This window comes from Caulobacter sp. HMWF025, assembly GCF_003060965.1.
GTDB lineage: Bacteria > Pseudomonadota > Alphaproteobacteria > Caulobacterales > Caulobacteraceae > Caulobacter.
Window position 1 is genome coordinate 1 of the sequence record NZ_QAII01000139.1, and the last position, 21,948, is coordinate 21,948.

18 protein-coding genes are annotated in these 21,948 nt (G+C 67.6%); 13 read left to right on the top strand and 5 right to left on the bottom strand.

Annotated elements, in window-relative coordinates; genetic code table 11:
* On the top strand, positions 1-1,642 hold a 1,642-nt coding region (locus DBR10_RS14605), incomplete at its 5' end, for a LysM peptidoglycan-binding domain-containing protein (RefSeq protein WP_108556459.1).
* Positions 1,643-1,842: 200 nt separating this feature from the next.
* On the opposite strand, the gene DBR10_RS14610 is transcribed toward DBR10_RS14605, so the two are convergent.
* On the bottom strand, positions 1,843-2,682 hold the full coding sequence (locus DBR10_RS14610) for an ATP-binding protein (protein WP_108504792.1): 840 nt from the start codon (positions 2,680-2,682) through the stop codon (positions 1,843-1,845).
* A 119-nt stretch (positions 2,683-2,801) separates the two neighbouring features.
* Here DBR10_RS14610 and yajC point away from each other — a divergent pair, with 119 nt between their 5' ends.
* The 6 genes from yajC to DBR10_RS14640 all read left to right on the top strand — a co-directional run bounded on the left by yajC (position 2,802) and on the right by DBR10_RS14640 (position 7,684).
* Positions 2,802-3,110 (top strand): preprotein translocase subunit YajC, encoded by a 309-nt coding sequence (yajC, locus tag DBR10_RS14615; RefSeq protein WP_108504791.1) that lies wholly within the window; start codon positions 2,802-2,804, stop codon positions 3,108-3,110.
* A gap of 160 nt (positions 3,111-3,270) precedes the next feature.
* Positions 3,271-4,869 (top strand): protein translocase subunit SecD, encoded by a 1,599-nt coding sequence (gene secD, locus DBR10_RS14620; RefSeq protein ID WP_108504790.1) that lies wholly within the window; start codon positions 3,271-3,273, stop codon positions 4,867-4,869.
* A gap of 11 nt (positions 4,870-4,880) precedes the next feature.
* Positions 4,881-5,828: a protein translocase subunit SecF gene (secF, locus tag DBR10_RS14625; RefSeq protein WP_108504789.1), complete on the top strand. Its 948-nt coding sequence runs from the start codon at positions 4,881-4,883 to the stop codon at positions 5,826-5,828.
* Positions 5,829-5,830: 2 nt separating this feature from the next.
* A complete protein-coding gene (locus tag DBR10_RS14630) occupies positions 5,831-6,193 on the top strand; it encodes an Mth938-like domain-containing protein (RefSeq protein ID WP_108504788.1) in 363 nt (120 codons plus the stop codon).
* Between the two features lie 94 nt (positions 6,194-6,287).
* The gene (locus DBR10_RS14635) at positions 6,288-6,902 is read left to right on the top strand and encodes a urate hydroxylase PuuD (protein ID WP_108504793.1); all 615 of its coding nucleotides are present in this window, start codon (positions 6,288-6,290) and stop codon (positions 6,900-6,902) included.
* Between the two features lie 68 nt (positions 6,903-6,970).
* Complete coding sequence (locus tag DBR10_RS14640) at positions 6,971-7,684, top strand: squalene/phytoene synthase family protein (RefSeq protein ID WP_108504787.1); 714 nt, start codon at positions 6,971-6,973, stop codon at positions 7,682-7,684.
* Positions 7,685-7,697: 13 nt separating this feature from the next.
* Here DBR10_RS14640 and DBR10_RS14645 read toward each other — a convergent pair whose 3' ends face one another.
* Complete coding sequence (locus DBR10_RS14645; RefSeq protein WP_108504786.1) at positions 7,698-9,770, bottom strand: S9 family peptidase; 2,073 nt, start codon at positions 9,768-9,770, stop codon at positions 7,698-7,700.
* A gap of 285 nt (positions 9,771-10,055) precedes the next feature.
* Between DBR10_RS14645 and lpxC the strand changes: the two genes are divergently transcribed.
* The 4 genes from lpxC to DBR10_RS14665 all read left to right on the top strand — a co-directional run bounded on the left by lpxC (position 10,056) and on the right by DBR10_RS14665 (position 15,133).
* Positions 10,056-10,952, top strand: a complete 897-nt coding sequence (gene lpxC, locus DBR10_RS14650) for a UDP-3-O-acyl-N-acetylglucosamine deacetylase (protein WP_108556460.1) — start codon at positions 10,056-10,058, stop codon at positions 10,950-10,952.
* Between the two features lie 108 nt (positions 10,953-11,060).
* On the top strand, positions 11,061-11,978 hold the full coding sequence (locus DBR10_RS14655) for an outer membrane protein assembly factor BamD (protein ID WP_108503652.1): 918 nt from the start codon (positions 11,061-11,063) through the stop codon (positions 11,976-11,978).
* An 81-nt stretch (positions 11,979-12,059) separates the two neighbouring features.
* Entirely contained in the window at positions 12,060-13,757 is a 1,698-nt protein-coding gene (recN, locus tag DBR10_RS14660) for a DNA repair protein RecN (protein ID WP_108503653.1), read from the top strand.
* 116 nt (positions 13,758-13,873) lie between these two features.
* Positions 13,874-15,133 (top strand): NRAMP family divalent metal transporter, encoded by a 1,260-nt coding sequence (locus tag DBR10_RS14665; RefSeq protein WP_233243422.1) that lies wholly within the window; start codon positions 13,874-13,876, stop codon positions 15,131-15,133.
* Here DBR10_RS14665 and DBR10_RS14670 read toward each other — a convergent pair.
* Positions 15,130-16,278 (bottom strand): acyltransferase family protein, encoded by a 1,149-nt coding sequence (locus tag DBR10_RS14670; RefSeq protein ID WP_108503655.1) that lies wholly within the window; start codon positions 16,276-16,278, stop codon positions 15,130-15,132. The genes DBR10_RS14665 and DBR10_RS14670 overlap by 4 nt on opposite strands.
* A 122-nt stretch (positions 16,279-16,400) precedes the next feature.
* Here DBR10_RS14670 and ligA point away from each other — a divergent pair, with 122 nt between their 5' ends.
* On the top strand, positions 16,401-18,752 hold the full coding sequence (ligA, locus tag DBR10_RS14675) for an NAD-dependent DNA ligase LigA (RefSeq protein ID WP_108556461.1): 2,352 nt from the start codon (positions 16,401-16,403) through the stop codon (positions 18,750-18,752).
* A gap of 118 nt (positions 18,753-18,870) precedes the next feature.
* Positions 18,871-19,290 carry a DUF2147 domain-containing protein gene (locus DBR10_RS14680; RefSeq protein WP_108490100.1) on the top strand — a complete coding sequence of 140 codons (420 nt, stop codon included), beginning with the start codon at positions 18,871-18,873 and terminating at the stop codon, positions 19,288-19,290.
* A gap of 126 nt (positions 19,291-19,416) precedes the next feature.
* On the opposite strand, the gene DBR10_RS14685 is transcribed toward DBR10_RS14680, so the two are convergent.
* Both DBR10_RS14685 and DBR10_RS14690 read right to left on the bottom strand, forming a co-directional pair.
* Positions 19,417-21,228 carry an aminopeptidase P family protein gene (locus tag DBR10_RS14685; RefSeq protein ID WP_108503656.1) on the bottom strand — a complete coding sequence of 604 codons (1,812 nt, stop codon included), beginning with the start codon at positions 21,226-21,228 and terminating at the stop codon, positions 19,417-19,419.
* A 51-nt stretch (positions 21,229-21,279) separates the two neighbouring features.
* Positions 21,280-21,948, bottom strand: a 669-nt coding sequence (locus DBR10_RS14690) for a 50S ribosomal protein L11 methyltransferase (protein WP_108556462.1), incomplete at its 5' end; no start/stop codon positions are given.

Sequence of the window (21,948 nt, forward strand, 5' to 3'; positions counted from 1 at the left end):
GGTGCAGAGCCAGGCCCTGCCGCCCCTGGCCCAGGCCGAACCCCCGCCGCCACCGCCGCCGCCTGTGCAGGCGAGGCCGGTGCCACCCGTCGTGGTCACCACGGTGACCGGTCCGGTCGTGGCGGTGTCCGGCAAGCCGAAGGTCTATGTGGTCAAGTCCGGCGACGCGCTTGACGCCATTGCCCGCAAGCTCGACACCACCCGCGCCGATCTGGCCAAGGACAATGACCTCGAAGCCCCGTACCGGCTGAAGCTGGGCCAGGAGCTGAAGGGGCCGGCCACCAAGGGCAAGGCCTATGTGGTTCAGACCGGCGACACGCTCACGGCCATCGCCAAGCGCTTCAATGTGACGGCTGCCGCCCTGGCTGGCGAGAATGACCTGAAAGCCAGTTCGGCCATCCGCAAGGGCCAGAAGCTGGTGCTGCCGGAAGGCTTCAAGGACAAGGGGCCGATCAAGACGACGGTCCCCGGCACCGCCGCGCCGGTCCAGACCGCTGCGCCCGCAGCCGCGCCGCGTCCCACGACTTCGACGCGGCCCGCCGAGCCGGTCCGTTCAGCCCCTGTGCCGGCCGCCGAGGCGGATGAGGTCGAACGCGCGCCCGCCGCGATTACGACCACCACGACCTCGCTCAGCGTGACCGGGTCGGTCGTCACCGTTACCGGGCCGCGCCAGGTCTATTCGGTGAAGTCGGGCGACACGCTCAGCTCGATCGCCCGCCGCTTCGACATGAGCGTCAGCGACCTGGCCGACGACAACAAGCTCGACGCCGACAAGACCCTGCGGCTGGGCCAGAAGATCAAGGGCCCGGCCACCTCGGCCAAGGCCTATGTCGCCCAGGGTGGCGATACCCTGACGGCCATTGCCAAGCGCTTCAATGTCACGCCCAAGGCCCTGGCTGCCGAGAACGACCTGAAGGTCGCGGCCACCCTGAAGAAGGGGCAGAAGATCCGTCTGCCGGACGGCTTCCGCGACAAGGGTCCGATCAAGACCACGACCACCACGACCCGGCCCGCGCCGTCTTCAGGGTCTGACGCCCCCGCTACGGGGACGGCCGAGAGACCGGCCCTGACGCCGCCCGCGCCCGTGCCCTATACGCCTGCGCCCCGTCCCGTGACCCCGCCGGTCAACAGCTATCCGCGCCCGTCGGCTCCGGTGGCCGCCCAGCCGGTCACGCCGTCGGCGCCGACCCGGCCGATCATCGAGAGCAGTGCCGCGCCGACCGAGGCCGAGATCATCGCCTCGGGCCGGGGCAAGTTCGCCTGGCCGCTGCAGGGCGAGATTATCTCGGACTTCGGGATCAAGGGCACCGGTCAGCGCAATGACGGCCTCAACATCCGCGCGGCGGCGGGCACGTCCGTCCTGTCGGCGGCTGACGGCGAAGTGGCCTATGCCGGCAACCAGGTGCCGTCGTTCGGCAATCTCGTGCTGGTGAAGCACGCCGACGGCTGGGTGACGGCCTATGCCCATCTGGGCAGCTCGGACGTCAAGATGCGCCAGCAGGTGGTCAAGGGCCAGCAACTGGGCACCGTCGGCGCCACCGGCGGCGTCACGGAGCCGCAGCTGCACTTCGAGATGCGCTTTGCCCCGACCGCCAAGGACAAGGCCCGTCCGGTCGATCCGAACCTGGTCCTGCCAAAGTAGGTGGGGCAACCGGCCAACGCCGCAGGCCCCCACCTGACCGGCATTCGCCGGTCGTCCGCCCCTGGAGGGGGCGGATGAAGCGCGCTCCATCTTCCCCCTCCGGGGGAGGAGGGGTGCGAAGCGGCCCGGAGGGGGCAAGTCCGCTGATCCCGACGCTTCATTCCGAGCGCGGGGAAAAGGCTCAGGTCGAACCGGCCACCCTAGCCCGGCAAGCCCTTGCCCAGCTCCCCCGCCAGGTCGCGGATGAACTGCCAGGCCACCCGGCCGGAGCGCGCGCCGCGCAGCTGTGACCACTGCAGGGCCCGGCGGTCGAGGTTTTCCACCTCAAGATCAAAGCGCTCGGCATAGGTGCGGATCGCCGCCAGATAGGTGGGCTGCTCCATCGGGGGAAAGCCGATCCACAGGCCGAACCGGTCGGAAACGCTCATCTCTTCTTCGGCATCCTCGGCGGCGGCGATCGCCCCCTGGGTCTCGACATGGTCGCGCGGCATCAGGTGGCGGCGGTTTGAGGTAGCGACGAACAACACGTTCTCGGGGGGACCGGCGACGCCGCCCTCGAGGGCCGACTTGAGGGCCTTGGCCGCAGCGGCCCCGTCCTCGAATGACAGGTCATCGCACAGCACCACAAAGCGCTCGGCGCGCGGGCGCAGGCGGTCGAACAGCGGGGGCAGGGCGGCGATCTCGTCGCGATCGACCTCGACCAGCTTCAGGCCGGGATGCTCCGCGCAGACGGCCATGAAGGCGGCCTTGGTCATCGAGCTCTTGCCGGTGCCGCGCACGCCCCACAGCAGGACGTGATTGCAGGGCAGGCCAACGGCGAAGCGCTGCAGGTTCTGGACGAAGCGCTCCTTCTGCCGCTCGACGCCGACCAGAAGGTCCAGCGGCATCGGATAGTCGGGCGCGGCGATGAAGCGGTCACCGGCCGACTCGTGCCGGAACAGGCTTGCGCCGGTGAAGTCCGGCTGGGCCGGTTCCGGCGGTGCCAGGCGCTCCAGAGCGTCTGCAATACGGGCGAGAAGCGGGGTGTAGGCGTCAGTCATGATGTGTGCTCCTAACCACACCCGGGCCTCATTGCAAAAGACGAGGCGAGCGCATAGCTTCCGCCGACTTGGCGCGACCCCATATAGGCGGCGCGAACCTGGATTTTTTTGGAGACGTCATGCCCGGTGGCCTGAGCGCACAGTTGATGCAAATCGCCCCCATCCTTCTGATGGTGGTGCTGTTCTATTTCATGCTGATCCGTCCGCAGCAGAAGCGGGCCAAGGAGCATCAGACGATGCTCTCCAATCTCAAGCGCGGTGACAATGTGGTTCTGTCGAGCGGCATGCTCGGCAAGATCGTCCGCGTCGAAGACAAGGAAGTCGGCGTCGAGATCGCCCAGGGCGTCACCGTCAAGGTGGTCAAGGGGATGATCGCCGAGGTCCGGACCAAGGGCGAACCCGCCCCGGCCAACGACCCCAAGAACTAGTCACCTGAAGCCGGCGCGCGTTCGCAAGGACCGCGCCGGCTTCAGACCTTTCTGACCTGGCGCATTTTCGATCTGCAAACCGGTCTCCGCTTTGCCTGAAAATGCTCTAGAGCTTCGACGACCACTCGGCGCCGCAAGGCGTCGCCCAGAGCCCTGATCCATGCTGACACTGTCCCGCTGGAAGATCTTCGCCGTCACCCTGTCGGTGATCTTCGGCATCGTCTTCACCCTGCCGAATCTTCTGCCGCAGAAGACGCTTGATGCGCTTCCGGGCTGGGTTCCGAAGCAAAAGCTCAACCTGGGTCTCGACCTGCAGGGCGGGTCGTATCTGCTCTATGAGGTCGACACCGACGCCCTGCGCCGCGAGCGCCTGACCAATCTCGTCGAGGACGTCCGCACGGCCCTGCGCAACGAGCAGATCGCCTTTGGCGAGCTGGGCGAGGCCAATGGCGTGATCAGCGTCCGCATCGCCGAGTCCGGCAAGGTGACGGAGGCTGCCAGCCTCCTGCGTCGCAGCATCGGTGCGCCGCTGGCCGGGGCCATCGGCGGCCGTGACGTCTCGGTGGCCAGCCGCGACAACCAGCGCCTTGAGATCACCTTCGTCGCCGAGGCCGCCAAGGCCGATGCGGCCAAGGCGGTCGAGCAGTCCATCGAGACGATCCGCCGCCGCATCGACAGCATGGGCACCAAGGAGCCGACGATCACCCGCCAGGGCACCAACCGGATCATGATCCAGGCGGCCGGCGAGAGCGATCCCGAGAAACTCAAGAACGTCATCGGCAAGACCGCCAAGCTGACCTTCCAGATGGTCGACGAGGCCGTGACCCCGGAAGACCTGGCCGCCGGCCGGATCCCCCCGGGCACCGAGGTGCTGCCCAGCGAGGACCGCTATGTGGCGTCCTATGCGGTGCGCAAGCGCGCCATCGTCTCGGGTGACGAGCTGACCGGCTCGCAGCAGACCTTCGACCAGAACGGCGCGCCCGCCGTGTCCTTCGCTTTCAACGGCCAGGGCGCCCGCAAGTTCGGTGACGCCACGGGTCGCAATGTCGGCAAGCGTTTCGCGATCATTCTCGACGGCAAGGTCATTTCTGCGCCGCGCATCAACCAGGCCCTGCCGGGCGGTTCGGGCATCATCACCGGCAACTTCACGCCGGAGAGCGCGGCCGAACTGTCGCTGCTGCTGCGGTCGGGTGCTCTGCCCGCGCCGCTGATCGTTGAAGACCAGCGGACCGTCACCGCCGAACTCGGTGCCGACGCCGTGCGGGCCGGCTCGATCTCGCTGGCCATCGGTGCGGCCGCGATGTTCGTGTTCATCATCCTCGCCTACGGTCTGTTCGGCGGCTTTGCCGCCATCGCCCTGTTCATCAACGTGCTGATGATCATCGGCATCATGTCGATGACCCAGGCGACCCTGACCTTCCCCGGTATCGCGGGCCTGATCCTGACGCTCGCCGTCGCGGTCGACGCCAACGTGCTGATCTATGAACGGATGCGCGACGAGGCCAATGCCGGGCGAACGCCCATGGCGGCGGCCGATACGGGCTTCCGTCTGGCCCTGGTCTCGATTCTCGACGCCAACATCACCAGCCTGATTTCGGCGCTGATCATGTTCGGCTTCGGCTCGGGTCCGGTGAAGGGCTTCGCCTGGACCCTGTCCATCGGCGTGTTCACCTCGGTGTTCACCGCCGTCATCATCACTCAAGTGCTCATCGGTTGGTGGTTCAAGGTCGCCAAGCCGAAGAAGCTGCCGATCGCATAGGAGACCGGACCATGCGTTGGCCCCTCATTCGCTACATCCCGCGCGCCACCCACTACCGCTTCGTGCGGTGGGCTCCGGTCGCCGCCGTGTTTTCGCTGATCCTCATCCTCGGGTCCTGCGTGTCGCTGTTCACCCAGGGCCTGAACCTGGGCATCGACTTCAAGGGCGGCGTGTCGCTCGAGATCGTCATGCCCCGGCCGGTGCCGCTAGCCGAACTGCGCCACGAGCTCGACGTCATGGGGGCCCATGACGGTCAGGTGCAGGGCTTCGGTTCGCCGAACTCGGCCATGGTCAAGTTCCTGCCGGTCAAGGGCGAGAACGTTGGTGAGGCCTCCAAGAAGGTCGAGCAGGCGCTGATCAAGAAGTTCCCGGATCTGACCATCAAGAGCCGGTCGGAAGTCGGGGCCAAGGTCTCGGGCGAGCTGCTGACCTCGGGCTTCAAGGCGCTCGGCATGGCGCTGCTGCTGATGCTGGCCTACATCTGGTTCCGCTTCCAGCTGCAGTTCGGCCTCGGGGCCGTGGTCGCGGTGTTCCACGACATCGTTCTGACCCTGGGTCTGCTGTCGGTGATGCGCATCGAATTCTCGATGACCGAGATCGCCGCCCTGCTGACCGTGATCGGCTACTCCATGAACGAGAAGGTCATCACCTTCGACCGTCTCAAGGAGAACCTGCGCAAGTACAAGAAGACCCCGCTGCGCGACATCATCGACCTGTCGGAAAACGAGCGTCTGTCGCGGACGATCATCACCGGCACGACGGCGTTGCTGGCCCTGGGCGGGACGATGTTCTTCGGCGGCCCGGTGCTGTTCCCGCTGGTCTTCACCATGACCTTCGGCATCATCATCGGCACCTATTCGTCGATCTATATCGCCCTGCCGCTGATCCTGGTCTGGGGTGTCAATCGCAATGACGATGAAGCCACGCCCCAGAAGCTGGGCGCGGCCTCGCGGCCCTGATCATGGCCGGCCTTCGCCAACCGCCGTCGATCGACGCCTGGGGCGGGGGCGGGTTCCGCGTGTCCGGGGCCTGGCGCCCCGGCTCGCTCCTGGTCATTGACGACCAGCCGCGCGACTGGTCGGCCTCGGCCCTGGCCGCGCTGACGCCGGATGACTTCGCCGAAGTGCTGTCCGCCGGCGGGGCGGTCGAGTTCGTCCTGCTCGGCGGGGGACTGGTCAATGCGCTGCCGCCCAAAGCCGTCCGTGACGCCCTGAAGGCGGCCGGTATCGGGCTGGAGTTCATGAGCACCGAGGCGGCGGCCCGGACCTATAACGTCCTGGCCAGTGAAGGCCGGCGCCTGGCAGCGGCCCTGATCGCGGTCTAGGCCCGGCCCCGTCGAGCGCGGGTATCCAGCCCTTTGCCGATTTGGCCGAACCGGCCTATAGCTGGCTCAAAGACTTAAGCTTATGGGGGCTGAAATGGTCGGGCTACTCTCGAACTTCCGCAATACCTTTATCGTCAGCTGCATTCTCGCGCTGGTGATCGTGTTTGGCTTCGGGCACAGCCCGCATGGTTTTGACGGGTCCTACTTCCAGGCGGTGTTCCGCTGGCTGCACCTGTTCTTCGGCATCCTGTGGATCGGGCTGCTGTACTATTTCAACTTCGTCCAGATCCGCGTGATGCCGCAGATCCCGGCTGAACTGAAGCCGGCGATCAGCAAATACATCGCGCCGGAAGCCCTGTTCTGGTTCCGCTGGGCGGCGCTGGCCACCTGGGTCATGGGCGTGATCCTGGCCTTCAGCCGTGGCTACCTGGCCGAAGCCGCGACCCTGGGTCTCTGGGGCGGCTACGAAAAGGGTGTCGACATGGGATTCACCTTCATCGGCCTCGGCATGTGGCTGGCGACGATCATGTTCATCAACGTCTGGGGCGTGATCTGGCCGAACCAGAAGCGGGCCCTCGGCATTGTCGAGGCCGACGCCGATACCAAGGCCAAGGCCGCCAAGATGGCCATGCTGTTCAGCCGCATCAACACCCTGCTCAGCATCCCGATGCTGGCGACGATGGCGATGTACCAGACGCTGTTCGGCTGATCCTTCGGCAAATTCGTGTATGGGAAGGGCCCGCTCAAGCCGAGCGGGCCTTTTTCGTTTGAAGACCCATGGCCGACACCGAAACCCTCGACGACCTCGTCCGCCGCGTCGATCCTGACCGCTGGCTGGCCAGCCGCTTCATCGCCGACGCTGCGGCGCGGGCCGATGTCATCGCGCTCTATGCCTACAACTACGAGCTGGCCCGGGTGGCCGGTGGGGTCTCCAACGCCCTGATGGGCGAGATCCGTCTGACCTGGTGGCGTGAGGCCATGGAAGAGCTCGCGGCCGGCAAGGCCCCCCGCAAGCATCCCACCGTCGAGGCCCTGGCCGCCTCGGGCCTTGATCCCCTGGCCCTGGCCGCCATGGCCGAGGCCCGGTTCGCCGATCTCGACGAAGGCCCTCTGGCCGGTGAGGGCGAGGTCCTGGCCTATGTCGACGGGACGGCCGGAGCCCTGGCCGTGCTGGCCGCAAGGCACCTTGATGCTTCCGCCGATCCGCATGCCGTCAAGGGCGCGGCCCGGGCCTATGGCCTGGCCGGTCTCTGGCGTCTGAAGCTGGTCGGTCGGTCGCGTCTGCCGGCCGACTGGTCCCGGGACGAGGCCGCCGCCCGGGTTGCCGCCCAGCTCCGGATCGCCCGGACCGAGGTGCGACGTCTGCCCGTCGCCGCCTTTGCCGCCGTGGCACCGGCGGCGCTGGCCGGGGTCTATGTTCGCGACCGGATCCCCGGCGAGCTCGAAAAAAAGGCCCGCCTCACCTGGTCGGTGGCGACGGGCCTGCTCTAACAGCTTCTGCGGACTACTTCTTTTCGGCGGTCCACTGGTTCAGCCAGTCCATCACTTCCTTGTGCCACTGCACCGAGTTCTGGGCCTTCAGGACCCAGTGGTTCTCGTTCGGGAAGTACAGCAGCTTGCTGGGAATGCCCTTGCGCTGCAGGGCCGTGAAGGTCGAGATCCCCTGTTCCAGCGGCACGCGGTAGTCGAGCTGGCCCTGCACGACCAGGGTCGGCTTGGTCCATTTGGCCACGTGGTCGGCCGGGTTGAACCTGGCATAGGTGGTGTTGGGCTCCCACGGGGTGCCGCCGTTCTCCCACTCGCTGAACCACAGTTCCTCGGTCGAGTAGCCCATGAAGCGGCTGTCGAAGATGCCGTCGTGATTGACCAGACACTTCCACGGCTCGTTCCAGTTGCCGGCGATCCAGTTGATCATGAAGCCGCCATAGGAAGCCCCCAGCGCGCAGGCACGGTCACCGTCCAGGAAGCTGTAGGTCTTGAGGGCGTGGCTCCAGCCCTTCTGCAGGTCCTCGAGGGGCCGGTCGCCCCAGTGCTGGCTGATCGAATCCGTGAAGGCCTGACCGTAGCCCGTGGAGCCGTGGAAATCGATCATCACCACGGCATAGCCCGCGGCCGCATAGGTCTGCGGGTTCCAGCGGTACGACCAGCCGTTGCCGAACGACCCCTGCGGGCCCCCGTGAATCAGGAAGGCGACCGGATAGCGCTTGGCCGGGTCGAAGTTGGCCGGCTTGACCACAAAGCCGTGCACCGTCTCCTCGTTCCAGCCCTTGAAGCTGAACTGCTCGGGCTCGCCCCAGGCGACATCCTTCAGACGCTCGGCCGACACGCTGGCGACCTTCACCGCCGGCCCCTTGGCCGGCAGGAAGAACAGCTCGGACGGGCTTTTCAGGGAGTCCTGGGCATAGACCAGGCCCTGCGGCCCGACGTCGAAGGCGCTGACATGGCCGTCGCCGGTGACGGGGGTGACCTTGCCGGTCTTGACGTCGATGGCGAAGATTCGGGCCTGGCCCACATCCTGGGCGGTGGCATAGATCGTCTTGCCGTCGGGGCTCCAGGCGACAGCGTCGGCCGAGCGGTCCCAGTCAGGGGCCAGCTCGCGGTCCTGCTTGGTCGTCCGGTCACGGATCATGATCCGGAAGCGGTCAGCTTCGAAGCCGGGACGGCTCATGGCGCGATAGACGGCAAACTTGCCGTCCGGCGAGGGAACGGGCGCCGTGTCCCAGGCCTTGTTGGCGGCGGTGCGATTGCTGATCGGCTCCGAGCCGTCAAACTTGGCGACCCAGAAGTCGTAATTGGTGCTCCAGGCCTCGTCCGTGCCGGCCAGCTTGGCGGAGAAGGCGACGCCGTCCTGCTCCGGGGTAATGACAAAGTCCTCATCGCCGCCGAACGGCTTGGTCGGCGAGTCGCCGTCGAAGCCCTTCATCAGGTCGACGGGCGTCCCGGTCGCCAGGCCCTGGTCATCAAGGGTGTAGGCAAACAGGTGGTTCTGGGTGCCGTTGTTCCAGGTATCCCAGTGGCGGATCATCAGGCGGTCATAGACAACGCCCGTGGCCTTGGAAGCCGCCTTGGCGGCGAGCCGCGCCTCGGTGCAGCCGAGGTCCGGGCAGTCCGGGAACACGGCCAGGCCGACGACGACGGTCTTGCCGTTGGGAGCCACCTTGAAGGCCTGAACGTCAAATGGCGCCTTGGTCACCTGCACGGCCGCGACCCCGGTCACGTCGGTGCGGAACACCTGGTCGGTCCCGCCGGCGCGGCCCGACAGGAAATAGATCGACTTGCCGTCGGCGCTCCAGCGGCCGCTGCTGGCCCCGCCGTCCGAAATCGCCAGGCGCTGCGGCGGTGTCCTGGCCTTCAGATCGGCGATCCACAGAGACATCGACGCCCGGTTGGCCGCCAGGTCCATGGTTCGGACCGAATAGACTACATAGCGGCCGTCCGGAGAGACCCGCGGATCGCTCAGCCTGTCGAGGCTGGCCATTTCCTTGGCGGTGAAAGTCCGCGTCTGGGCGGCGGCGCCGCCGGCCAGCGCAGCGGTGAGGGCGAGGGCCGAAGCGGCCAGACGCAGGGTCTTGAGCATGAAACGCGAAATCCCGGTGACGGAGGTCCTGAAGGTGGCCAGAGCCTAGTCCTGCCGCGCGTCGCATGCCAGAGGCGACGCCTACGGACGGTGCTCAGGTCCATGAACGTTCCAGCCAAAGCTTTGTGACGGAATCTTGTCGGGAAAAGGGCACGATATCAAAGGCTTGTATGGTAACAATCCGAAACAGGACTTGCTTTGCCGCAGTGCGGCATAGGTTTTAGGAGTGCAGTGGGGCGTTCAGCGACCGGATCGGGCGCTGATGTCAAACCACAAGGGTTCCAGGTGTCGGCTTCGGCTTATTTTCAGCACACGGTCGCAGGACCGGTGATTTTCGCAGGGATCGGCCTGCATACGGGCCAGCACGTGCGGGTTTCCGTGCGGCCCGCCGGTGTCGATGCGGGCATTACCTTCGTGCGGACCGATGTTCTGGACCGTGACAATCGCGTGGCCGTTCGGGCTGAAGCCGTGTGCCAGACCCAGCTGGGGACCGTGATCAACAACGAGGCCGATGTCCGGGTCTCGACCATCGAGCATCTGATGGCGGCGCTGGCCGCCCTGTCGATCGACAACTGCGTCGTCGAGCTGGACGGTCCGGAAGTGCCGATCATGGACGGCTCCTCCGAGCCCTTCGTCCAGATCCTCGACCGTGCCGGCCGTCGCAAGCAGGAAGCTGCCCGCAAATACATCGAGATTCTGGAGCCGATCCTGGTGGAGGAGGGCGACAAGCGCGCCAGCCTCGAGCCTTCGGACCGGTTTGAAGTAGCCTTCGAGATTGCCTTCGGCAGCAAGGCCATCGGTCGGCAGCGCGTCGACCTGACCGTCGATGAAGACTCGTTCCGTTCCGAGCTCTCCAATTGCCGGACCTTCGGGTTCGTTCGCGATGTCGAAGCGCTGCGGGCCATCGGTCTGGCGCGCGGCGGCTCGATGGAGAACGCCGTGGTCATCGACGGGGACCGGGTGCTCAATCCCGAAGGTCTGCGTCGTCCCGACGAGTTCGTGCGTCACAAGGCGCTGGACGCCGTGGGCGATCTCTACGTTCTGGGCGCGCCGATCATCGGGCGTTTTGAAGGCGTTCTGGCCGGTCATGGCCTCAATAACGCCGTGGTTCGGGCGTTGCTGGCCAAGCCGCGCGCCTGGCGCCTGCGCAATCATGCACAGGTCCTGGCCGAGGCTGTCTGAATAAGCGCGACCGCCGCCGGCCCGCCTTCGCATTTGCGCCCATAGCGGCGTGGTGTAGAAGCCTTGCACGGCGCTCTGGGCGCGCGTTTGCTTCGAGGGTGATAGTCCGTGCTGCTTAAATTCCCGGGACGTTCGGCCATTGCTGTCGCCGCCCTCGTCGTCGCCGTTTCGGTGGCCGGCTGCGCAGGCAAGGCCAAAAAGCCGACCCTGGTCTATGAAGAGCGTCCCGTAGAGCTCCTGTACTCGACGGGGGCCAACCGCCTGGATCGCGGGGCCTGGAACGAGGCCGTCGACTATTTCCGCGAAGTCGAGCGTCAGCACCCCTATTCGGAATGGTCGCGTCGCTCGATCCTGATGACCGGTTTCGCCCACTATCAGGGCAACCAGTATTCGGAAGCCATTTCCGATGCTGACCGCTTCGTCTCGCTCTATCCGGGCAATCCGTCGGCCTCCTATGCCTACTATCTGAAGGCCGTCTGCTATTTCGAGCAGATCGTCGACGTGAACCGCGACCAGGCGGCGACCGAGCAGGCGCTCGCGGCGCTGCGTGACGTTGTGCAGCGCTATCCCAATTCGGAATATGCCCAGGACGCCCGCCTGAAGATCGACATGGTCAATGACCAGCTGGCCGGCAAGGAAATGGCCATCGGCCGCTACTATCTGCGCCAGGGTCAGACGCTGGCGGCCATCGGCCGCTTCCGCACCGTGGTGGACCGTCACCAGACGACCTCTCACACCCCTGAAGCCCTGTTCCGCCTGGTCGAATCCTATCTGACCCTGGGCCTGACCGAAGAGGCCAAGCGCAACGGCGCGGTGCTCGGCTACAACTTCCCGGGCGATCGCTGGTACTCGGACGCCTACAAGCTGCTCAATGACCAGGGCCTGCGCCCGGCCGTCGAGCCGCTGACCCCCGGGGCCAAGAAGAACCTGCTGGACCGTCTGGTGCACGACAAGAACGCCACCCTGGCCCCTCCCGGTGAAAAGCCGGCCAAGAAGGGCGGCGTTCGCGGGCTTCTGGGCCTCTAGATCGACCCACCAGAACACTTGTCGAACATCGCGTGTTCAACACGCTTTGCGAAACGATGATTCTGAGCGATTCTCCGCGCCATGCTGATCGGTCTCTCCATCCGCGACGTGGTGCTCATTGAGAGCCTCGACCTGGCCATCGGGCCGGGTCTGACGGCCCTGACCGGTGAAACCGGGGCGGGCAAGTCGATCATTCTCGACGCGCTCGGCCTGGCGACCGGTGCCCGGGCGGATGCCGGCCTGGTCCGGCGCGGCGCGACCGGACAGGCCTCGGCCACCGCGATCTTCGCCCTGACCGCCGATCACCCAGTCTTTGCCTATCTCGACGACAAGGGCCTGGACTATGGCCGCGACGAGGACCTTGTCCTGCGCCGTCAGCTGTCGGCCGATGGCCGCTCCAGGGCCTTCGTCAATGACCAGGCGACCAGTGTCGGCGTGCTCAAGGACCTGGGAGCCATGCTGCTCGAGGTCCATGGCCAGCACGAGACGGTTGGCCTGCTGGATCCGCGAACCCACCGCACCCTGCTGGACGCTTTCGGCAGTGTCGCCGTCTCGGCCGTGGCCTCCGCCTGGAGCGGCTGGCGCGCGGCCCGTGAGAAGGCCGAAGCCCTGCGGCAGCTGGCCGATCATGCGGCGGCCGAGACCGAGGAACTGACCCTTCGCCTGTCGGAGCTGGACCGCCTCGATCCGCGCGAGGGCGAGGAAACCGCCCTGGCCGAGGAGCGGGCCCTGCTGGGCTCGGCGGAAAAGGCCCTGGCCGATATCGCTTCGGCCCAGGACGCCCTGGGCGGCGATGCCCTGTCCGGCAAGCTGGCCCAGGCCTACCGGGCGCTGGAGCGGGCGCGCGAGCGGGCCCTGCATGCCGGGGCTCCCGCCGACGGTGTGGCCATGACCCGGCTGACGGCGGCCTGCGACTCGGTCGACCGGGCCCTGGTCGAGGCCCAGGAGGCCAGTGCCGCCATCGACGCGGTGGCCGACAGTTTCGAGTTCGAGCCCGACCGGCTGGAGAAGACCGAAGAGCGGCTGTTTGCCCTGCGCGCCATGGCCCGCAAGCTGAACGTGGCCGTCGAGACCCTGCCGTCCCTGCGCGCCGAGTTCGCTGCCCGGCTCCAGGCGATCGAGACCTCGGGCGAAGCCCTGAAAGCTGCCGAGGAAGAGGCGGCTTCGGCGCGGGACGGCTACATCTTTGCCGCCCAGGCCCTGACCGCCGAGCGCCGCGCGGCCGGCGACCGGCTGGCCAAGGCAGTTGAGGCGGAACTGGCCCCGCTGAAACTCGAGAAGGCCCGCTTTCGCGTCGCGGTTGAGGCCCTGCCCGAAGACCGGGCCGGACCAACCGGCGTGGACCGGGTCGCCTTCGAGATCTCGACCAATCCCGGCGCGCCGTTCGGCCCAATGGAGGCCATAGCCTCCGGCGGTGAACTGGCCCGTTTCGCGCTGGCGCTGAAGGCGGCCCTGGCCGGCAAGGGCGGTGGCCCGCAGCCCCTGATGATCTTCGACGAAGTCGATCAGGGCGTCGGCGGCGCGGTAGCCGACGCCGTGGGCCTGCGCCTGAAGCGCCTTGCCGAGAATGCCCAGGTGCTCGTGGTCACCCACTCGGCCCAGGTGGCGGCCCGTGGGGATGCCCACTGGCGGATCGCCAAGTCCGGCGATGATCAGGCAATCCGCACCCGCGTCGAACCCCTGTCCCCGGCCCAGCGCCAGGAAGAGATCGCCCGGATGCTGTCCGGGGCCGAGGTCACCGAGGCGGCGCGGGCGGCGGCGAAGGCGCTGATCGGCTAGGCCGATCCAGATCGTTCTGAGGCAGCTTCACGCGCGAGCCTCGCCTTGATCAAGATCAAGGCGAAAGGCTGGCAACGCACTAGGGCTGGGCTGTGAACACGTCCAAGCCCTCCCGATTGAAACGGTTTTTCGCCCAGCTGGGGCCCGGTCTGATAACCGGCGCGGCGGATGATGACCCCAGTGGCATCGGCACCCACAGCCAGGTCGGGGCCGAGTTCGGCTACGGGTTGGCCTGGACCTTCGTCCTGAGCTTTCCCTTGCTCGCCGTCATTCAACAGGTCGCCGCCGAAATCGGCCGGGTCTCCGGGGGCGGCATAGCCCGCAACCTTCGCCGCCACTATCCGCGCCCTTTGCTCATTGGCGTCGTCCTGCTGTTGCTGGTCGCCAACATCATCAACCTCGGCGCCGATCTGAGTGCCATGGGCGCGGCCCTGGCCTTGCTCACCGGAGGACCCAGCGCGCTCTACACGCTGCTGTTCGGCGTGTTCTGCGTCGTGGTGGAGGTTTTCCTGGACTATGCCCGCTACTCTGCCGTCCTGAAGTGGACCACCCTGTCCCTGCTGAGCTATTTCGCCGTCGTGATGGTCGCCGGCGTGCCCTGGGCCCAGGCCCTGACGGCCCTGGTCGTTCCGGAGATCCAGTGGAACGCGGCCTATGCCACCGCCTTCGTGGCGATCCTCGGCACCACCATCAGCCCCTATCTGTTCTTCTGGCAGGCCGGCCAGGAGATCGAGGAGCAGCACCGCCATCACGCCAAGCCCCTGTGCATCACGCCCAGGGAGGCCGGTCCCGAGCTGAAGCGAATCCGCACCGACACCCTGGTCGGCATGTCCTTCAGCACACTGGTCTCGCTGGCGATCGTCTTCGCCACGGCCGCAACCCTTCACGCGCACGGAATCACCACGATCACGACCTCGGCCCAGGCGGCCGAGGCGCTGAAGCCCATTGCCGGACCGTTCGCCTTCGCGCTGTTTGCGGTGGGTATCATCGGCACAGGCCTGCTGGCCGTGCCGGTGCTGGCGGGATCGGCGGCCTATGCCGTGACCGAGATGGCGGGCGTGGCCGGCAGTCTCGATGCCAAGCCCATGCGCGCCCGCCTGTTCTACGCGACGATCGCCATGACCACCCTGCTGGGGGCGTCGCTCAACTACGTAGGGATTGACCCCGCCCGCGCGCTCTACTGGGCCGCTGTGGTCAATGGCGTCCTGGCTGCGCCCCTGATGGCGGTGATGATGCTGATTGTCCGAAATCCCAGGGCCATGGGTCGGCTGACCCTGTCCAATGGCGAGACCGCCTTGGGATGGACCGCGACGGCGATCATGACCGCCGCCACGGTGATTTTCTTTGCGACGGCCGTCCTGGGACGATCGGCCTAGCCCGCCTGAACGGCATCGACCTCGCGGATGCCGCCACTCTGGCGGGCGCGTGCTCGGCTATCGGGCAGCGACTTCACCCACCCCTGCAGCGGCGCATCCACAAGCCGCTCGAACAGCCAGGCGACCAGCAGGCAGGCGGGCAGGGCCATGGCCCAGATCAGCCACAGGGCAGGCGTGTCGAGGTTCAGCTTGTTGGCCACCAGCCGCGCGACCCCGAACCAGACCACGGCGACGAGTTGATTGGTCAGGAACAGCGGGAAGGACAGTCTCCCGGCGGCTCCGGCCCAGCGCCAGCCCTTGGCGGGTGACGCTCCGGCGGTAAAGATCAGCAGGCCCAGCAGCGCCAGGCTGAGATGATCGAAGCGGCCGAGGGCCTGCAGGGCCACCACGCCCACGGCGGCACCGATCGACAGGGCATCAGCCCAGCGCCCGTTCATGACGACCGTCTCGCCGATCCGGGCGATCAGCAGGCCGATCATGAACAGCGGCACGCCCCGGATCAGGCCAAAGCGCAGCGGCAGCTGGTAGCCCGGCAGGCCGATCAGGGCCCGGGCGGCGAAGTCGATGGCCAGATAGGCGACGAGGCCGACCGCCAGGGCCATCCACGGCGAGCGGACGCTGGACACCCAGCGCCAGGCGAGCGGGAAAAGGGCGTAGCAGACGATCAGGGCCGACAGGGTCCAGGTCGGGATGTTCCAGCCGGACGGGCCCGGGATGAACCAGGCCTGGACCAGGAAGACCTGCGGCAACAGCTGGCTCCACTGGAACCATTGCGGGTTCTGGGGCTCCAGGCCGATGACGCGGGTCGCCAGATAGAAGGCGATGAAGGCCACCAGGACGGCCAGATGGGCCGGCCAGATGCGCAGCACCCGGCGCTTGAGGAAGTCCAGGGTTCCGACGCCGCCCGCCAGGACGCGCGGACCATAGGTCCGGGCCAGGACATAGCCCGACAGCATGAGGAAGAAGTCGGTCGCCAGATAGCCACGGCTGAAGGCCGGATGGACCGCAAACAGGGGCAGGGGCGCGCGTTCGGCCACGTGATAGAGCACGATGAACATGGCCGCCATGAACCGCAGCAGGTCGAGGGTTCCGTCGCGCGACAGGGCGGTTGCCCCGTTTCGGGATGAAGGTGCGGCTCGTGACATCGGCGGGGCTCCTGAAGCCTCGACGCAGCAAGCCACGGGCCACTCGGCGGGAGCAGGAGCCGGCAGCGCGCCCCGGCGCTTGATGCTAGTCTTCCGCCGACCTTCAGCCGCCGGATTCGCCCGTGATCACGACCCCCGTCGCCGACCTTTCCGAAGCCCAGGCCGCCGAGGAACTGGCCCGGCTTGCCGATGAACTGGCCGCTCACGACCTGCGCTACCACCAGCAGGATGCGCCGACGATCAGCGACGGCGAGTACGACGCCCTGAAGCGCCGCAATCTCGACATCGAGGCCCGGTTTCCGCATCTCGTCCGCGAGAACTCGCCGTCGCTGGCGGTCGGGGCGGCGCGGGCCGACCAGTTCGCTCCGGTCGAGCACGGCGTGCCGATGCTCAGCCTCGACAATGCCTTCTCCAATGACGAGGCCGAGGAGTTTGACGCGCGAGTCCGGCGATTCCTGCGGCTCGGGCCCGACGAGCCCCTGGCCTATACGGCCGAGCCCAAGATCGACGGCCTGTCGGCCTCACTCCGCTATGAAAAGGGCGTTCTGGTTCAGGGCGCGACGCGCGGCGACGGGCGGGTCGGCGAGGACGTCACCGCCAATCTGCGCACCATCGCCGACATCCCGCAGCGCCTGAAGGGCTCGGGCTGGCCCGAGGTCATCGAGGTGCGCGGCGAGGTCTATGTCGAATTGGCCGCCTTCGCCGACTTCAATGCCGCCGCCGAGGCTGCCGGCCAGCGAACCTATGCCAACCCCCGGAACTTCGCGGCCGGATCGCTGCGCCAGATCGATCCGAAGATCAGCGCCCAGCGGCCGCTGCGCTTCTTCGGCTATGCCTGGGGCCTGGTGTCGGAGCCCTTCGCCGTCGGGCAGTGGGATGCGCTGGCGAAGCTGGCCGAATGGGGCTTTGTCACGACCGCGCCGCCGGCCCGCCGGGCGCTCAACGCCTCGGGCCTGCTGGAGGCCTATGCCGCCTTCGAGGCGCTGCGGCCGACCCTCGACTTCGACATCGACGGCGTCGTCTACAAGGTCGATGACCTGGAGCTGCAGCGTCGCCTGGGCTTTGTCTCGCGCTCGCCGCGCTGGGCCATCGCCCGCAAGTTCCCGGCCCAGCGGGCCCGCACGGTCCTTGAAGCCATTGACCTCCAGGTCGGCCGCACCGGCGCGATCACGCCGGTGGCGCGGCTGAAGCCGGTGACCGTCGGCGGGGTCTCGGTGACCAATGCCACCCTGCACAACGGCGATGAGATCGCCCGCCTCGACGTCCGCATCGGCGACACCGTGGTGATCCAGCGGGCCGGGGATGTGATCCCGCAGATTGTCGAGGTGGCGCTCGACGCTCGGCCCGACCCGGCCCCTGAGGCCTTCGTCTTCCCGCACGAATGCCCCTGTCCGCTGAAGACGCCGCTGGCGCGCGAGACCAATGCCTCGGGCGCGGAATCGGTCGTGCGGCGCTGCACGGGCGAGTTCGCCTGTCCGTTCCAGCGGGTGGAGCACCTGCGCCACTTCGTGTCGCGCCGGGCCTTCGACATCGAGGGCCTCGGCGAGAAGCAACTCGCCGCCTTCTTCGAAGAGGGCTGGATCCGCGAGCCCGCCGACATCTTCCGACTGGCGCGGGACGCCGAGAAGCTCGAGATCCTGCGCACGCGGGACGGTTATGGCGAGACCTCGGTCGCCAATCTGGTCAAGGGCATCGAGGCCCGCCGGACCATCGGCATGGACCGGCTGATCTATGGGCTGGGCATGCGGGATATCGGCGAAACCACCTCGACCGTGCTGGCCCGCCACTTCGAGCGCTTCGAGGACCTGCAGGCCTCCGCAGAGGCTGCCGCCCGGGCCCTGCCGACCGCGACCTATCTGGAGCTCTCCACCGCCGCCGGCGTCGGGCCCAAGGCGCTCGACATGCTGGTCGAGGTCGGCAAGGGCGGCCTGATCAGCGATCCCTGGCCCGGCACGGACCAGCTGGAGATCAAGATCGGCCACGCGGTTCCCAAGCTCAGCAAGCCGGCCCGCGCCGCCCTGGCCGAGCGCTGCGGCACCTGGGACGCCTTTGCCCAGGCGCTGTCCGAAGCCGCCAACGGCGCGCCCGGCGAGGACTATCTGCATCTGGCCGCCATTGACGGTGTCGGGCCGGTGGCGGCCCAGTCCCTGGCCCGCTTCTTCAGCGAGGACCACAATCGCGAAAAGGTCGCCAACCTGGTCGCCGAGCTGACGGTCGAAGCGGTCGCCAAGCCCAAGACCGACACCGCCGTGGCCGGCAAGACCGTGGTCTTCACCGGGGCGCTGGAGAAGATGACCCGTGACGAGGCCAAGGCCCAGGCCGAGGCCCTGGGGGCCAAGGTGGCATCGTCGGTCTCCAAGAAGACCCATCTGGTCGTGGCCGGTCCCGGTGCGGGCTCGAAACTCAAGACCGCCACCGAACTGGGGATCGAGGTCATGACCGAGGACGAATGGCTGGCCCTGGTCGCCGGATGATCGCCGTTTTCCGAACGTCTTGCCTTTAATCTGCCCTCAGGCTTGTCCTTGTTGGCGCCAACTCGCATTCAGACACGAAGCGCGCGACGTCAGAGCGCGCCATACGGGGAGTAGACGCATGTTTCGAACCACATTGATCGCGGCCGCCGCTCTTGCCGCCCTGGCCACGCCGGCTCTGGCCGCCGATCCGATCGGGCTCTGGGCGACGCCGGGCAATGGGGGCCAGGTGGAGATCACCCGCTGCGGCAACAGCCTCTGCGGCAAGCTGGTCACGTCGAACCACATCAAGACCGACCCGGCTCTGAAGGACATCCGCAACAAGGATACCGCCCAGCGCGGCCGTCCCCTGAAGGGCCTGCAGATGCTCTACGACTTCACCGGCGGTCCCAAGACCTGGGCCGGCGGCAAGGTCTATAACCCCGAGGACGGCGGCACCTATGCGGGCACGATCGAAATGGTCAGCGAGAGCCAGCTGAAGTTGAAGGGCTGCGTTGTCGCCCCGCTGTGCAAGACCCAGGTCTGGAACCGGCTGAAGTAACAAGGATCCTCCCCCTGGCGGGGGAGGTGGTCGCGAAGCGACTGGAGGGGGACGTCGCTTAAGCCGCGCAAACATCCCTCTCCGTCGCCTGCGGCGACACCTCTCCTTTCAGGGAGAGGATTGATCTCACAGCGGCGCGCAGGCCTCTTCCAGCCAGGCCCGGATCTCCGGCTCGACCCGGGGGCCGATCTCGCGCAGCACGCGGGCGTGGTAGGCGTCGAACTGGGCGATTTCCTCGGCGGTCAGCAGGGCCTTGTCGATCAGGCGACGGTCGATCGGGGCCAGGGTCAGGGCCTCGAAGCGATGCATCGGCCGCTCACCGCCGACGATGTCCTCGGCGGGCATGACGACCTCGAGGTTCTCGATCCGGATGCCGTATTCGCCGCTCTTGTAGAAGCCGGGCTCGTTCGAGACGATCATGCCCGGCTGCAGGGCGATGATGTTGGGGGCCTTGCTGATCCGCTGCGGGCCCTCGTGGACGCCCAGATAGACGCCGACGCCGTGGCCGGTGCCGTGGTCATAGTCTAGGCCATGGGCCCACAGGGCCGCGCGGGCAAAGGCGTCGATGGCCGAGCCGGTGGTCCCGGCCGGGAAGCGCAGGCGGGCGATGGCCAGATGGCCCTTCAGCACCAGCGTATTGCGCTGAACCATTTCCGCCGTCGGCGTGCCGATCGCCACCGTGCGGGTGACGTCGGTGGTGCCGTCCAGATACTGGCCGCCGCTGTCGACCAGCAGCAGAGAGCCGAGGGCCGCGCGCTCATTGCTGCGCTCGGTCGGGCGATAGTGGGGCAGGGCACCGTGTCCGTTGGCGGCTCCGATGGTGTCGAAGCTCAGATCCTTCAGGACGCCGGTGGCTTCACGGAAGCCTTCCAGCTTGGCGACGGCTTCCTTCTCGTCGGGCGGGTTGATCTGGCCGTCAGTGGCCAGCCAGTGCAGGAAGCGGGTCAGGGCCGCACCGTCACGGCGGTGGGCCTCGCGGGTGCCGTCGATCTCGACGCTGTTCTTGCAGGCGCGGGGCAGGGTGCAGGGATCCATGCCGCGCACCACGGTCGCGCCGGCTGCCGTCAGGGTGTCGAAGTACCAGGCCGAGGACTGGCCCGGATCGACCAGCACGCTCTTGCCCTTCAGCTCGGCCAGGGCCCCCTCCAGCGCCTCGGGCGTCTCGAGCGAGACCTGGTTGCCGAGCCAGGCGGGCAGGTCGTCGGTGACCTTGGCCGGGTCGAGGAACAGCCGGGCCGTGCCGTCGCCCTTGACGATGGCCTGGGACAGCGGCAGCGGCGTGCGGATGACGTCACCGCCGCGGACATTGAACAGCCAGGCGATGGAGGCCGGGGCCGTGATCACGGCGGCGTCGGCGCCGAGGGCCGACAGGCTTTCGCCGATCCGGCCGCGCTTGGAGGCCGAGTCTTCGCCGGTGTGTTCAAGGGGCTGCGGCACGACGGGTGCTGTGGGCTGGGCCGGGCGTGCGGCACCCCAGGCCTGGTCCAGCGGATTGGCGGCGACGGCCTTCAGCAGGGCCCCGGCCTTGCCGGCGGCGGCCTTCAGGGCCTCCAGCGCCTGGGGGCTGTGCAGGCGGGCGTCATAGCCGATCACGGCGCCGGCCCTGGCGGTTTCGAGGTAGGCCGGGACGCCGCCCTCCACGAGGTCGCGGATCTCGAAGATGTCCTGGTCGACCTGCTCGCGGACCTGCAGGGTATAGCGCCCGTCGACGAAGACGGCGGCGCGATCGCTCATGATCACCCCGGCCCCGGCCGAGCCCGTGAAGCCGCTGGCCCAGGCCAGACGATCATTGGCGGCCGGCAGATATTCGTTCTGGTGCTCGTCCTCGTGCGGCACGAGGAAGCCGTCCAGACCCTGGGCCGCCATGGCGGCGCGGATCAGCGGAACGTGCCTGGAGCCGAAGGTCGGGTCGGTGGATTCGTCGAAGGTCTGGCGCATGACGACCGATTTAGGCCCCCATGCGCCCCTTTGGAAGGCTGTTTGCGCCGATCAGGGGCGCTCGAGCACCAGGGTCGCCCAGGCATCGCGGTGAATGCGGGTCTTTACGCGGAAGCCGCGCGACAAATAGGCCGCCTTGACCATGCGTTCCTGGGTGCGCAGCAGGCCCGACAGGATCACGGTGCCGCCGGGCACGAGCGCCCGCTTGATGTCCTGGACCAGGCTGATCAGCGGTCGGGCCAGGATGTTGGCAAACACCAGGTCATACGGGGCGTTCTGGGCGACCAGTTTGTGGCCGAGGCCCGAAGCATGGACGAACCTGGCATTGGCCTGATTGACCTTGGCGTTCTCGCGGGCGATCCGCACACTGGGGCGATCAATATCGGTGCCGACGGCCAGCTTGCTGCCGGTGCGGGCAGCCGCAATGGCCAGCAGGCCGGTGCCGGCCCCGACGTCGAGAACCTTCTTGAAGCTGCGGGCCTTGATCAGGCGGTCATAGGCCTGCAGGCAGCCGACAGTCGTGCCGTGGTGGCCGGTGCCGAACGCCGCGCCGGCTTCGATGCGCAGGTTGACGGTGCTGGCCGGCAGGCGGCCGCGATCGTGCATGCCGTAGACGAAGAAGCGCCCGGCCCGGACGGGCGGCAGGCCCGACAGCGCCATGGCCAGCCAGTCCGCGTCGGCCAGCACTTCGGTCGTCACCTTGACGTCGTAGCCGGCCAG

Bases quoted from the DNA above. Each gene is read 5' to 3' on its own strand.
- recN (WP_108503653.1), top strand. From the start codon at position 12,060: ATGCTGATCGGTCTCTCCATCCGCGACGTGGTGCTCATTGAGAGCCTC.
- DBR10_RS14670 (WP_108503655.1), bottom strand. From the start codon at position 16,278: ATGTCACGAGCCGCACCTTCATCCCGAAACGGGGCAACCGCCCTGTCG.
- DBR10_RS14680 (WP_108490100.1), top strand. From the start codon at position 18,871: ATGTTTCGAACCACATTGATCGCGGCCGCCGCTCTTGCCGCCCTGGCC.
- DBR10_RS14640 (WP_108504787.1), top strand. From the start codon at position 6,971: ATGGCCGACACCGAAACCCTCGACGACCTCGTCCGCCGCGTCGATCCT.
- DBR10_RS14645 (WP_108504786.1), bottom strand. From the start codon at position 9,770: ATGCTCAAGACCCTGCGTCTGGCCGCTTCGGCCCTCGCCCTCACCGCT.
- yajC (WP_108504791.1), top strand. From the start codon at position 2,802: ATGCCCGGTGGCCTGAGCGCACAGTTGATGCAAATCGCCCCCATCCTT.
- DBR10_RS14630 (WP_108504788.1), top strand. From the start codon at position 5,831: ATGGCCGGCCTTCGCCAACCGCCGTCGATCGACGCCTGGGGCGGGGGC.
- DBR10_RS14685 (WP_108503656.1), bottom strand. From the start codon at position 21,228: ATGCGCCAGACCTTCGACGAATCCACCGACCCGACCTTCGGCTCCAGG.
- DBR10_RS14610 (WP_108504792.1), bottom strand. From the start codon at position 2,682: ATGACTGACGCCTACACCCCGCTTCTCGCCCGTATTGCAGACGCTCTG.
- secD (WP_108504790.1), top strand. From the start codon at position 3,271: ATGCTGACACTGTCCCGCTGGAAGATCTTCGCCGTCACCCTGTCGGTG.
- secF (WP_108504789.1), top strand. From the start codon at position 4,881: ATGCGTTGGCCCCTCATTCGCTACATCCCGCGCGCCACCCACTACCGC.
- DBR10_RS14635 (WP_108504793.1), top strand. From the start codon at position 6,288: ATGGTCGGGCTACTCTCGAACTTCCGCAATACCTTTATCGTCAGCTGC.